Below are 12,386 nucleotides of genomic sequence, written 5' to 3' on the forward strand. Positions count from 1 at the left end.
GATGGACGGCACGGACGCGGCCCCCGCCGGCCCCCCGAAGCGCCGCTGGGGCCGGGTGGCCGGCGCGGCCGGTCTGGTCCTCGCGCTCGCCGCGAGCGGCGGCGCCTGGATCGCCGCCTCCCAGGCCCGCACCCCCGCACAGCGCGCCTCCTCGGCCGCCGCGCCGCCGCGCTCCCAGGTCACCGTGCCCGCCGAGGCCGGCCCCCTGGTCGACCGCAAGCGCTGGGACGGCACCCTGACCCGCAGCAGCACCCTGACCGTGAAGGGCCCCGACTCCGGCGCGGGCGCGGCCCGGCAGGTCGTCACCCGGCTCTCCCTGAGACCCGGACAGCGCCTGGCGAACGGGGCCGTGGCCGCGGAGATCTCGGGCCGCCCGCTCTTCCTCCTGGAGGGCGCGTTCCCCGCGTACCGCGACCTGACCGAGGGCATGGAGGGCCCCGACGTGCGCCAGCTCCAGCAGGCCCTGGAGCAGCTGTACGGGACCCCCGTGACCGGCACCTTCGACGACCGGACCGCCCGCGACCTGAAGCGCCTGTACCGCAGGGCGGGCTACCGGGCCCAGCTCGGCCCCGAGGGCGGGACGGGGAGCGGGACTCCCGACGGCGGCGCGGCCACGGACGGCGGGACGGGGAGCGGGGGAAGCGAGACGGGGAGCGGGGGAAGCGGGACGGGGAGTGGGACGGGGAGTGGGACAGGGACCGGGACCGGGAAGGGCTCCGGCTCCGACTCCGGTGGCGGGTCGTCCGCGCCGCCGCCCTCCGCCCGTACCGTCGTCACCCTCCCCATGTCCGAGGTGACGTACCTGGGTTCGCTGCCCGCCGTCGTCGGCGACGTGCCCGGCCGGGTCGGGACGGGCGCCGCCGAGGCGCTGTTCACCGTCACCGGCGGCCACTGGCAGGTCAGGGTCCCCGTCACCGAGGCGGACCTGCCCGACCTGACCGCGCTGCCCCGGGGCACCCGCGCCGAGGCGCGCGGTGAGGGGGGCGGGCTCGGCAAGGGGCGTCTGACGGGCTCGTACGACCGGCTGAGCACCGGCGGCACCGCGCGGACCGCGTACTTCGACATCGGCGGCAGCGTCCCCGACGGCGCGCTCGGCAGCTCCGTCACGGTCGAGGTGGTCCGCCGCACCAGCCCGCCGGACGCGCTCGTCGTCCCGGTCTCCGCGCTGTGGACCGACCCCGCCGGGGTGGTCTCGGTGACCGTCCTCCAGAGCGGCGACCGGCGCCGGCACGTACCCGTCGAGGTGGCCCTCACCGTCGGCGGCCGGGCGGCCGTGACCTTCACCGACCCGGTCCTCAAGGCGGGGGCGCCGCTGCTCGTCGGCTACGCGTACCGGGAGGCCGGCCTTGGCTGACGCCTCCTCACCGGACGCGCGGCGGGTGGTGATCTCCATGGCGGGCGTCTCCAAGACGTACCCGGCGGCCCGCCCGGTGACCGCCCTGGTCGACGCGACGCTGGAGATCAGCACCGGCGAGATGGTCGCCCTCACCGGCCCCTCCGGCTCCGGGAAGTCGACCCTGCTCAACATCCTCGGCCTGCTCGACACCGCCACCGGCGGCCGGTACGCGATGGACGGCGTCGACGTCCGCACGCTCGGCGAGCGGGAGCGGACCCGGCTGCGGGCCACCCGGCTCGGCTTCGTCTTCCAGTCCTTCCACCTCGTGCCGTACCTGAGCTGTCTGCGCAACGTGCAGCTGCCGCTGGTGCACACCCGCCACCCGCGCGCCGAGCGCCGCGAACTCGCCGAGCGGGCGCTGCGCTCGGTCGGTCTCGGGCACCGGATCGCGGCCCGGCCGACGACGCTGTCCGGCGGCGAACGCCAGCGGGTCGCGCTCGCCAGGGCCGTCGTGCACCAGCCGTCGGTCCTGCTGTGCGACGAGCCGACCGGCAACCTGGACTCCGCCAACACGAGCCAGGTGATGGACCTGCTGCGCGAACTGGTCACCCCCGAGCGGACGGTGGTCGTCGTCACCCACGAACGGGACGTGGCCGAACGGGCCGACCGGGAGCTGCGGGTCGTGGACGGCCGCGTTGTCGGCTGAGCGGCGCCGGGGGCGGGGCGGGCGCGCCGGGGCCGGTACGACGTTCACGGACATCGCCGTCCAGGCCGTGTACGCCGTGCTCGGGCGCCGGCTGCGCTCGCTGCTCACCGTCCTCGGGATCGCCCTCGGCATCGCCGCCGCCCTCGCCACCACCGGCATCACGGCGAGCGCGGCGGACGCCGTGTCCGGGCGCTTCGACGCGCTCAAGGCGACGGCCGTGACGGTCCGCTTCCACAACGAGGCCGCCCGGCCCGGCCCGGCGGCGGTGGCCCGGGCCAGGAAGCTCAACGGCGTACGGTCGGCGGGCCTGCTCTGCGCCGCCGACGAACGGCCCGCCGTCTCGGCGCTCGACCCCCGCTTCGACCGGGCCACCCCGCAGGAGCTGCGGGTGCTGGCCGCCGACGACGGGGCGCTCGCCGCCCTCGGGGTGACCGCCCGCTCCGGGCGGCTCCCCGACGCCGGGCACGACGCGCGCGGGGACGCGGTCGCCGTCGTGGACACCGTCGCCGCCAAGGCCCTCGGCCTGGACGCCCTGCTGGAACAGGACCCGGAGGCCGCGCCGGCGGTCTACGTCGCGGGCCGCCCGTTCACCGTGATCGGCACCTTCCGCGCCCCGGCCGGCGAGACCCGGCTCACCGGCAGCGTCGTCGTCCCGTACGCGAACTGCGCGGGCGACGGCGGGGTGCTGGCCCGCCCCCAGCCGCCGTCCGGCGCCGACGCGGCCGGCGGCAAGGAGGGCGGGCGGCTGGTCTTCGGCCCCACCGAGGCCGTGCTGCGCACCGAACTCGGCGCGGCCCAGCAGGTCGGCCTGGAGGCACCCCTCGCGCTCTACCCCGAGGGCCCCGGTCGGCTGGCCTCGATCGTCCCCGCCGACCTGGGCAGCTTCCGCGGCGGCGTGGAGAGCGAGACCCGGGCCCTGTTCCTGGGCCTGGCGGGGGTGTCGCTGCTGATCGGCGCGCTGGGCGTCAGCAACACCACGTACGTCTCGGTCGTCGAGCGGCGCTCCGAGATCGGCCTGCGGCGGGCGGTCGGCGCGGGCCGGGCGGCGGTGGCGGCGCAGTTCCTCGTGGAGTGCGGGCTGCTCGGGCTGGTCGGCGGGGTGCTCGGCACGGCCGTCGGCGTGGACGTGACGGCCGGCACCGCCCTCGCGAAGGGCTGGCTCGTGGTCCTCGACCCCCGCCTGACGGCGGCGGGGCCCCTCCTGGGCCTCGCGGTCGGCATGCTGGCCGGCGTCTACCCGGCCCTCGCGGCGGCCCGGGTGGCCCCGGCGGAGACGCTGCGGGGGTGAGCGGCGGAGGCGCCGCCCCGCACGACGAGGGCCCGCCGGTACGCGTCGCGTACCGGCGGGCCCTCACCACTCACTGTTCAGCGCGCGGTGCTCAATGCGCCGTGCTCAGTGCTCAGTGCTCAGTGGAAGAAGTGGCGCGTCCCCGTGAAGTACATCGTCACGCCGGCCTTCGCCGCCGCCTCGACGACCAGCTCGTCGCGGACCGAACCGCCCGGCTGCACGACCGCCTTCACGCCCGCGGCCGTGAGGATCTCCAGGCCGTCCGGGAACGGGAAGAACGCGTCGGAGGCGGCGTACGAGCCGCGTGCGCGCTCCTCGCCGGCCCGCTCGACGGCCAGCTTCGCGGAGTCGACGCGGTTGACCTGGCCCATGCCGACGCCGACCGAGGCGCCGCCCTTGGCGAGCAGGATCGCGTTGGACTTGACCGCGCGGCAGGCCTTCCAGGCGAAGGCGAGCTCGGCGAGCTCCTCGGCGGAGAGCGCGTCGCCGGTGGCGAGGGTCCAGTGCGCCGGGTCGTCGCCCTCGGCCTGCAGGCGGTCGGTGACCTGGAGCAGGGCACCGCCGTCCACGGGCTTGACCTCGACCGGGTTGGCCGGGGCGCCGTCGGCGCGCAGCACGCGGATGTTCTTCTTCTTGGCCAGGACCTCGACCGCGCCGTCCTCGTACGCCGGGGCGACGATGACCTCGGTGAAGATCTCGGCGACCTGCTCGGCCATCGCGACCGACACCGGGCGGTTGACGGCGATGACGCCGCCGAACGCGGAGAGCGGGTCGCAGGCGTGCGCCTTGCGGTGCGCCTCGGCGACGTCCGCGCCGATCGCGATGCCGCACGGGTTGGCGTGCTTGATGATCGCGACGCACGGCTCGGCGTGGTCGTACGCGGCCCGGCGCGCGGCGTCGGTGTCCGTGTAGTTGTTGTAGGACATCTCCTTGCCGTGCAGCTGCTCGGCCTCGGCGAGGCCGCCCGTACCGTCGACGTAGAGCGCGGCGCCCTGGTGCGGGTTCTCGCCGTAGCGCAGGACGTTCTTGCGCGTGTAGGTGGCGCCCAGGAAGTCGGGGAAGCCGCTGTCGTCGGCAGCCGCGTAGTCGTCGGCGAACCAGGAGGCCACGGCCACGTCGTACGCGGCGGTGTGCTGGAAGGCCAGGGCGGCGAAGCGCTTGCGCTGGCCCAGCGTGAAGCCGCCCTCCTTGACCGCGTCGAGGACCGCGCCGTAGGCGGCGGGCTCGGTGACGATGGCCACGGACGGGTGGTTCTTGGCGGCGGCGCGGACCATGGAGGGGCCGCCGATGTCGATCTGCTCGACGCACTCGTCCGGGGTGGCGCCGGACGCGACGGTCTCGCGGAACGGGTACAGGTTCACGACGACCAGGTCGAAGGGCTCGACGCCCAGCTCGGCCAGCTGCTCGCGGTGGGACTCCAGGCGCAGGTCGGCGAGGATGCCGGCGTGCACGCGCGGGTGGAGGGTCTTGACGCGGCCGTCCAGGCACTCGGGGAAGCCGGTGAGCTCCTCGACCTTGGTGACCGGGACGCCGGCCGCGGCGATCTTCGAGGCGGTGGAGCCGGTGGAGACGAGCTCGACCCCGGCCTCGTGCAGTCCACGGGCCAGCTCTTCGAGCCCCGTCTTGTCGTAGACGCTGACCAGCGCGCGGCGGATGGGCTTAACGGTGTCGTTCACCGACATGAACCTTTCGTCCCTCAATGCTGTAGCCGTTGCGGGCGAGGCGCCCCACGACCTCGACGAGCAGCGAGCGCTCGACGTCCTTGATGCGCTCGTGGAGCGCGGCCTCATCGTCCTCGTCCCGCACCTCGACCACGCCCTGGGCGATGATCGGGCCGGTGTCGACGCCGTCGTCGACGAAGTGGACGGTGCATCCGGTGACCTTCGCCCCGTAGGCGAGGGCGTCGCGCACCCCGTGGGCACCGGGAAAACTGGGGAGCAGCGCCGGGTGGGTGTTCACCACGCGGCCGCCGAAGCGGGCGAGGAACTCCTTGCCGACGATCTTCATGAATCCGGCCGAGACGACGAGGTCCGGCTCGTACGCCGCGGTGGCCTCGGTGAGCGCCCGGTCCCACTCCTCGCGGCTGCCGTGGTCCTTGACCCGGCAGACGAAGGTGGGCAGCCCGGCCTTCCCGGCCCGCTCCAGGCCGGCGATCCCGTCGCGGTCGGCCCCGACGGCGACGACCTCGGCGCCGTACCCCTCGGGGTCGGCCGCGATGGCGTCGAGCAGGGCCTGGAGGTTCGTGCCGGAGCCGGAGACCAGGACGACGAGGCGGGCGGCAGCCACTGGGTCACTCTTTCCGTGGTGTTTGTGCGGTCGTACGAACGAATCGCATCCCGCGATACGGGGAACCCTACGAAGGGCTCGGCCGTCAGCAACGATACCGGCACACCGGACGGCCCCCACGGGACGGGGGCGGGGCCGGAGGGTAGCGTCAAGGTCCGACGACACGCCACAGCCACGCCACAGCACCCCGAAGCCACGCGACAGCAGGCCACACCCGCGCACGACAGACAGAGGGAAGACGTCCAGCACATGCCGGATCGCCAGTCCACGAACGACAACAACCCGTTCGCGCCGCCGCCGGAGGGGCAGCCGGACCAGCCGTGGCAGCCGCGGCGCCCAGAGGGCTCGGACTCCTCCGACGGCCCGGCGGACGGTCCGACGTCCGGTCCGGGCTGGAGCAGCAGCCAGCCGGGGCGTTCCTCCGACGGCTGGGGCCGACGCCCGGAGCAGCCCTCGGGCGGGCAGGGCGGCGGACCGGGCGGGCCCGAGAGCGGTCAGGGCCCCGGCCTGCGCTGGGATCCGACCGACCCGGCGCAGCGGCGGGCGCGGTACGCGGTGCTCTCGGGCATGTGGGCGTTCTTCTTCGCGATCTTCAACATCCCGGAGCTGGCCCTGCTGCTCGGCGCCCTCGGCCTGTACTGGTCGATCAGCGCCCTGCGCACGCGGGTGAAGGCCCCGGAGGGCACCGACGCCCCGCCGACGCCCGTCCAGGTCGCGGCGGCGGCCGGCGCGGCCCGCTCGAAGCGGACGGCGGCGATCAGCGGCCTGGCCGCCTCCGCGGTGGCGCTGGCGATCGTCGCGAGCGGCTTCGCGATGCACCTCGTCTACCGGGACTTCTACGAGTGCCGCGACGACGCCCTGACCAAGCAGGCCCAGCTGGCCTGCAACGACCTGCTGCCGAAGCCGCTGCAGGACACCTTCGGGGTGCGGGAGTAGCTGGTAAGGAGCAGGGGAGCCGCCCCGGTCGCGCGCGCGGGGAGCGGTCAGGAGGCGGCTTCCGGGCCCCGTTCCGGGCCCTGTTCCGGGGCTGAGGCTGGGGCCGGGGACGCGGACGGCGGCCCCCCGGCGGGCTCCGCCGGGGGTTCCCAGGCGGGCTCCGCCGGGGGTTCCCAGGCGGCCGGCAGGAAGCCGTACGCGCCGTCGCCCGCGCGCTCGTCCAGGTCGGCGAGACCGGCGAGGTCGTCCATGGCCTCCAGCGCGTCCAGGGCGGCGAGCGCGCCCAGCGGGGCGGTGCCGGCCGTGCCCTCGGCGGACCGGGTGGCGTCCGCCGGGCCGGCGGGGTCGTCGGACTCCGGGCCCGCGCCGGCGCCCCGGGGGTCCTGCGCCGCCTCGGCCGGTACGGGCAGGGGCAGCGGCAGCAGGGCGAGGACCGCCGCTCCGGCCGCGACCGGTACGCCCTTGGCCGCCGCCAGGGCCGCCGCGCCGCGCCCACGACGGCGCAGGCCCCAGGACCGTACGGCCAGCGCCGTCGGCACGCCGAGCGCCGAGCCCCACAGCACCGCCGCCGCGCCCGCCTGCCAGCCCACCGGGCCGAAGGAGGCCAGCCGCCCCGCGCCGAGCGGGCCGCCGGCCGCCGCCGCGAGCAGCGCCACCGCCGCCCCGCACGCCCAGGAGGCGAGGAGCGCGGCCTGGACCGCCTCGCGGACCGGCCAGGCGCGGGCCGCGCGCCCCACCCGGTGCCCGAGCAGCAGCACGGCGGCGACCGGGACCGCCGCGGCCGTCCAGTGCAGCCACGTGCCCCGGCCCTCGGCGGGCAGCGCGGCGAGCAGCGGGAAGTCGGGCAGGGCGGGGGTGCCGGCGAAGCCGAGCGGGGTGACCAGGGCGCCCGTACCGACGCAGAAGCCGGGGCCGAGGCCGTACGCCATGCCCCACACGACCGCGTTCGGCAGCAGCGCCAGGCCCAGCAGCAGGACCGCCGCCCGCCCGGACCACTCGCCCGCGAGGGCGTCGAGGGAGGCCCGGGCGTCGCCTGCGTGCCAGAGCAGCGAGGCCGCCGCGAGGGCGGCGCCTCCGCCCAGCAGGACGGCCAGGGCGCGTCCGGCGGCGCGCAGGGCCACGACGGTCTCCGGCCGGCCCGGCAGCGGCCTGCCGTGCGCGGTCCAGGCGCCCGCGGTGGCGGCGGCCAGGACGGACAGCGGCGTCCACACCCCGGCGGTGAGCAGGTCGGCGGGCAGGGTTCCGCTCTCCGTGTAGACCACGACCACGGCCGCGACCAGCAGGTATCCCCCCGACACGGCGGCCACGGCGCCCGCCGTGGAGGGCGCGGGGCGCCCGTCGTCGGCGTCCAGGGTGTCCCGGGCGGCCCGGTGCGCCAGCCACAGCGGCAGGGCCGTGAGCAGCAGCGGGGTGACGCCGAGGGGCGCGGGGACCCCGCTCGTCGTGTCGGTGCGGAGCAGGTCGGTCCCGTGGGCCAGCAGCCAGAGGCCGGCGGCGGCGTGCAGGGCCCCGCCGGGGCCGCTGTCCGGGAACGGGGAGGCGATCCAGGCCGCCGTCACGAGGACGGCGAGCGCGCCGAGCCCGAGGCCCGCGGCGACCCCGCCGCGCACGAAAGCCGTGGCCAGGGCGGCGGTACGGGCCCTTTGGGTCGGGGCGTCGGGTGACAACGGCGGGCGGTGCTCGGTCACTTGCGTCACGGGGCCCATGCTGCCAGCGACACGCGGTTTGCTCGCGTAACAGGCGAATGGCCGTTGTGTCGCTCAAGATACGTTTATGTACTTTTCGGCCCAGAGCCGCACCGGCTGCATCGCGGGAGGTCGACACCGATGAGCCCCACGAGCCCGACCGTCTCGCTGCCCTCCCCCAAGGAGCAGCGGCGCCTGCGCGAGGCCCTCTCCTTGAGCGAGGAGCAGGTCGCGGAGGCCATGGGCGTCACCCGTGCCACCGTCCGCTCCTGGGAGACCGGCCGCAGCGCCCCCAGGGGACGCAAGCGCGAGGCGTACGCGAAGCTGCTCGGCGTGTACGAGGAGCCCACCACGCCCCGTACGGAGCAGCCCGCCCGGCCGGCCCCCGCCGGCACCCGGCCCCGCCCGGCCGCCAAGGGCCCGGCCCGGCCGCCCAAGTCACCGGCACCGGCTCCGGCGCCCACGGCGAAGACCCCGGCACCGACGGCGAAGGCGGCACCCGCCACGGCACCCGCCGCCCCGCCCGCCGCGTCCCGCCAGGCCCTTCGGGACACCCGAACGGCCGAATCCCCCGCGTCCCGCCAGGAGCGACTGAAACCGGCTCCGCAGCCGGCCGCGGACCGGCGACCGGACACCGACGTGCCGGACACCGACGCGCCGGACACCGGTGCTCCGCCGGCGGCCGGGCCCGGGCTCACGCCCGAGGAGGTCGGGCCCGGGCTCACACCCGAGGCCGTCGGGCCCGGGCTCACGCCCGAGGAGGCGTTCGACGCGCTGTACGCGTACGCCGCGCCCGGCCTCGTCCACCAGACCTACCTGCTCACCGGGCGCCGCGGCCTCTCCCGCGAGGCCGTCGAGCAGGCCTTCCACCACGCCTGGCAGCACTGGCCGGAGGTCGCCGTCGACCGGGACCCGGTCGGCTGGGTGCGGGCCGCCGCGTACGAGTACGCGCTCTCCCCCTGGCACCGCTTCCGGCGCCGCCACCGGCACCCGGACTCCGCGCCGACCGAGGCGTCCCGGCGCGCCCTGCTCACGGCGCTCCTGGAGCTGCCGGCCCCGTACCGGCGGACCGTCCTGCTGTACGACGGGCTCGGCCTCGACCTGCCCGAGACGGCGGCCGAGACCGAGGCCAGCACCCCGGCGGCCGGGAACCGGCTGCTGCACGCCCGGACCGTCATCGGGCAGCGGGTCCCCGGACTGGCCGACCCCGAGGCCCTGCAACAGCGGCTGAGCGCCCTCGTCGAGGAGGCGCCGACGGCGACGCTGCCCGCGGCGCGCAGTGTGCGCAGCGGCAGCGAGCGGCGGAGCCGGCTGCTGACCAGGGCCGTCTTCGGGGTGACGGCGGCGCTGATCTGCGTCACGGCCTTCACCGTGTCGACGGCGCCGACCCACTACATCCCGGTGAACGCGCCCGGCGAGATCGTCGAGGGCGTCCCGGTCCGCGGCGGCCCGCAGAAGCTGGGCCCGGAGGACAAGGAGCTGCGCGACCGGCTGCGGTCCGAGCCGAACCCCGGCCCGGAGCGGCTGATCCCCCGGGCGGAGTAACGCCGCGCGGAAACGAGCGGGCCCCGCCCCCACCCGGTTGTCCCGGGAGGGGCGGGGCCCGCTCGCGTGCGGTCGGGCCGGCCGGACCGGCCGCCTACCGCTGTGCCTGTGCCTGGATTCAGCCCGCGAGGATCGCGCGCGCCAGCTTGGCCGTCTCGGTCGGGGTCTTGCCGACCTTGACGCCCGCGGCCTCCAGGGCCTCCTTCTTCGCCTGGGCGGTGCCGGAGGAGCCGGAGACGATGGCGCCGGCGTGGCCCATGGTCTTGCCCTCGGGCGCGGTGAAGCCCGCGACGTAGCCGACGACCGGCTTGGTGACGTTGGCCTTGATGTAGTCGGCCGCACGCTCCTCGGCGTCGCCGCCGATCTCGCCGATCATGACGATCAGGTCGGTGTCCGGGTCGGCCTCGAAGGCCGCCAGGGCGTCGATGTGCGTGGTGCCGATGACCGGGTCGCCACCGATGCCGACGGCGGAGGAGAAGCCGAGGTCACGGAGCTCGTACATCATCTGGTACGTCAGCGTGCCGGACTTCGAGACCAGGCCGATGCGGCCCGGCTTCGTGATGTCGCCCGGGATGATGCCGGCGTTGGACTGGCCCGGGGTGATGAGACCGGGGCAGTTCGGGCCGATGAGGCGGGTCTTGTTGCCCTTCTCCACGGCGTACGCGTAGAACGCGGCGGAGTCGTGGACGGCGATGCCCTCGGTGATGACCACGGCGAGCGGGATCTCGGCGTCGATCGCCTCGACCACGGCGGCCTTGGCGAAGGCCGGCGGGACGAAGAGGACCGAGACGTTGGCGCCGGTCTCCTTCATCGCCTCGGCGACGGTGCCGAAGACCGGGATCTCGGTGCCGTCGAAGTCGACGGAGGTGCCGGCCTTGCGCGGGTTCACGCCACCGACGATGTTGGTGCCGTCACCCAGCATGAGCTTGGTGTGCTTCATGCCCGTGGCACCGGTCATGCCCTGGACGATGACCTTGCTGTCCTTGTTGAGGAAGATAGCCATGGCTGTGTCCTCGTCCCTTACTTCGCAGCCGCGAGCTCGGCGGCCTTGTCGGCCGCACCGTCCATGGTGTCCACGCGCTGAACCAGCGGGTGGTTGGCGTCCGACAGGATCTTGCGACCCAGCTCGGCGTTGTTGCCGTCGAGTCGCACGACGAGCGGCTTGGTGACCTCTTCGCCCTTCGAGGCGAGAAGCTCCAGGGCCTGGACGATGCCGTTGGCGACCTCGTCACAGGCGGTGATGCCACCGAAGACGTTGACGAACACGGACTTGACGTCCGCGTCGCCCAGGATGATCTCCAGGCCGTTCGCCATGACCTCGGCGGAGGCGCCGCCACCGATGTCGAGGAAGTTGGCCGGCTTCACGCCGCCGTGGTTCTCACCGGCGTACGCGACGACGTCCAGGGTCGACATGACCAGGCCGGCGCCGTTGCCGATGATGCCGACGGAGCCGTCGAGCTTCACGTAGTTGAGGCCCTTGGCCTTGGCAGCAGCCTCGAGCGGGTTGGCTGCGGCCTTGTCCTCGAGCGCCTCGTGCTCGGGCTGACGGAAGTCGGCGTTCTCGTCGAGGGACACCTTGCCGTCGAGGGCCAGGATGCGGCCGTCCTTGGTCTTCACCAGCGGGTTGACCTCGACGAGGAGCGCGTCCTCGGCGACGAAGGTGTCCCACAGGGTGACCAGGACCTCGGCGATGTTCTCGGCGACCTCGGCCGGGAACTTGGCCTGGGCGACGATCTCGCGGGCCTTCTCCAGGGTGACGCCGTCGTTGGCGTTGACCGGGACCTTCGCGAGGGCCTCGGGGGTCTTCTCCGCGACCTCCTCGATGTCCATGCCGCCCTGCACCGAGGCCATGGCCAGGAAGGTGCGGTTGGTGCGGTCGAGGAGGTACGAGACGTAGTACTCGGCCTCGATCTCCGGGGACAGCTCGGCGATCATCACCTTGTGGACCGTGTGGCCCTTGATGTCCATGCCCAGGATGTCCGTCGCGCGGGCGACGGCCTCGTCCGGGGTGGCGGCCAGCTTGACGCCGCCGGCCTTGCCGCGGCCGCCGACCTTCACCTGCGCCTTGACGACCGACTTTCCGCCAAGCCGCTCGGTGGCCTCGCGCGCCGCCTCCGGCGTGTCGATGACTTCACCGGCCAGCACCGGTACACCGTGCTTGGCGAAGAGGTCCCTCGCCTGGTACTCGAACAGGTCCACGCGCGTCCCTTTTCTAGATGATCGCGGTTCGTTGTCTGCGTGGGCGTGCCGCGAAGGGCAACGTGACTGCGCTGTCACTAGGGAGGCGTACACGGTGTCCGTGGACGCGGCATGTCCGTCTCGCAGGTTATCCCCGTGGGACGTTGGTCCCTAAATCGCAGATCACAACGGAGCGGTGATACGGGTCACAGAACGTAGGGGCCAGGGGGCGTTCCGTGGAGGGGGCGGCGGGTGCCCCGTACCCCCTTGTGGCAGGCGGGGAGCGGGGGTTGCGCCCCTCACGGCGCGCCGGGGCGCGAGGTGAGGGGCGCCGGGAGGCGACTGTGATATGGACCTCAATCGGCTCCCGGGCACCCGTCCGGGTGGCACACGCACGACGGATTCCGCAGCTCGTCCCCCGGCCCG

General features: G+C 75.0%; 10 protein-coding genes. 5 read left to right on the top strand and 5 right to left on the bottom strand.

All coding sequences use genetic code 11. From position 1 onward, the window contains the following. Position 1 precedes the first annotated feature (1 nt). The 3 genes from AB0Q96_RS16295 to AB0Q96_RS16305 are packed head-to-tail and all read left to right on the top strand — an operon-like array spanning position 2 to position 3,330. Positions 2 to 1,354, top strand: coding sequence for a hypothetical protein (locus tag AB0Q96_RS16295; protein ID WP_365325851.1), 1,353 nt, complete (start codon positions 2 to 4; stop codon positions 1,352 to 1,354). Beyond that, positions 1,347 to 2,042 (top strand): ABC transporter ATP-binding protein, encoded by a 696-nt coding sequence (locus AB0Q96_RS16300; protein ID WP_365325853.1) that lies wholly within the window; start codon positions 1,347 to 1,349, stop codon positions 2,040 to 2,042. Before AB0Q96_RS16295 ends, AB0Q96_RS16300 begins: the two co-directional genes overlap by 8 nt. Further along, positions 2,032 to 3,330, top strand: coding sequence for an ABC transporter permease (locus AB0Q96_RS16305; RefSeq protein ID WP_365325855.1), 1,299 nt, complete (start codon positions 2,032 to 2,034; stop codon positions 3,328 to 3,330). The genes AB0Q96_RS16300 and AB0Q96_RS16305 overlap by 11 nt, the downstream gene beginning before the upstream one ends. A 119-nt stretch (positions 3,331 to 3,449) precedes the next feature. On the opposite strand, the gene purH is transcribed toward AB0Q96_RS16305, so the two are convergent. Both purH and purN read right to left on the bottom strand, forming a co-directional pair. Further along, entirely contained in the window at positions 3,450 to 5,012 is a 1,563-nt protein-coding gene (gene purH, locus AB0Q96_RS16310) for a bifunctional phosphoribosylaminoimidazolecarboxamide formyltransferase/IMP cyclohydrolase (protein WP_365325857.1), read from the bottom strand. Further along, the gene (gene purN / locus AB0Q96_RS16315) at positions 4,990 to 5,616 is read right to left on the bottom strand and encodes a phosphoribosylglycinamide formyltransferase (protein WP_365325859.1); all 627 of its coding nucleotides are present in this window, start codon (positions 5,614 to 5,616) and stop codon (positions 4,990 to 4,992) included. The genes purH and purN overlap by 23 nt, the downstream gene beginning before the upstream one ends. 249 nt (positions 5,617 to 5,865) lie before the next feature. Between purN and AB0Q96_RS16320 the strand changes: the two genes are divergently transcribed. Continuing rightward, positions 5,866 to 6,552, top strand: a complete 687-nt coding sequence (locus AB0Q96_RS16320) for a hypothetical protein (protein WP_365325861.1) — start codon at positions 5,866 to 5,868, stop codon at positions 6,550 to 6,552. Between the two features lie 47 nt (positions 6,553 to 6,599). On the opposite strand, the gene AB0Q96_RS16325 is transcribed toward AB0Q96_RS16320, so the two are convergent. After that, complete coding sequence (locus tag AB0Q96_RS16325; protein WP_365325864.1) at positions 6,600 to 8,258, bottom strand: DUF6350 family protein; 1,659 nt, start codon at positions 8,256 to 8,258, stop codon at positions 6,600 to 6,602. 120 nt (positions 8,259 to 8,378) lie between these two features. On the opposite strand from AB0Q96_RS16325, the gene AB0Q96_RS16330 reads away from it, so the two are divergent. Beyond that, complete coding sequence (locus AB0Q96_RS16330; RefSeq protein ID WP_365325866.1) at positions 8,379 to 9,782, top strand: sigma factor-like helix-turn-helix DNA-binding protein; 1,404 nt, start codon at positions 8,379 to 8,381, stop codon at positions 9,780 to 9,782. 118 nt (positions 9,783 to 9,900) lie between these two features. Here AB0Q96_RS16330 and sucD read toward each other — a convergent pair whose 3' ends face one another. After that, positions 9,901 to 10,785 carry a succinate--CoA ligase subunit alpha gene (gene sucD, locus AB0Q96_RS16335; RefSeq protein ID WP_361166264.1) on the bottom strand — a complete coding sequence of 295 codons (885 nt, stop codon included), beginning with the start codon at positions 10,783 to 10,785 and terminating at the stop codon, positions 9,901 to 9,903. Positions 10,786 to 10,802: 17 nt separating this feature from the next. After that, a complete protein-coding gene (gene sucC / locus AB0Q96_RS16340; protein WP_365325868.1) occupies positions 10,803 to 11,981 on the bottom strand; it encodes an ADP-forming succinate--CoA ligase subunit beta in 1,179 nt (392 codons plus the stop codon). Between the last annotated feature and the right edge of the window lie 405 nt (positions 11,982 to 12,386).

Source organism: Streptomyces sp. NPDC093111, from assembly GCF_040683955.1.
GTDB lineage: Bacteria > Actinomycetota > Actinomycetes > Streptomycetales > Streptomycetaceae > Streptomyces.

Excerpts from the sequence above, each read along its gene's own strand:
- AB0Q96_RS16295 (WP_365325851.1), top strand. The coding sequence starts at position 2 with ATGGACGGCACGGACGCGGCCCCCGCCGGCCCCCCGAAGCGCCGCTGG.
- purH (WP_365325857.1), bottom strand. The coding sequence starts at position 5,012 with ATGTCGGTGAACGACACCGTTAAGCCCATCCGCCGCGCGCTGGTCAGC.
- sucD (WP_361166264.1), bottom strand. The coding sequence starts at position 10,785 with ATGGCTATCTTCCTCAACAAGGACAGCAAGGTCATCGTCCAGGGCATG.
- AB0Q96_RS16330 (WP_365325866.1), top strand. The coding sequence starts at position 8,379 with ATGAGCCCCACGAGCCCGACCGTCTCGCTGCCCTCCCCCAAGGAGCAG.
- AB0Q96_RS16320 (WP_365325861.1), top strand. The coding sequence starts at position 5,866 with ATGCCGGATCGCCAGTCCACGAACGACAACAACCCGTTCGCGCCGCCG.
- AB0Q96_RS16325 (WP_365325864.1), bottom strand. The coding sequence starts at position 8,258 with ATGGGCCCCGTGACGCAAGTGACCGAGCACCGCCCGCCGTTGTCACCC.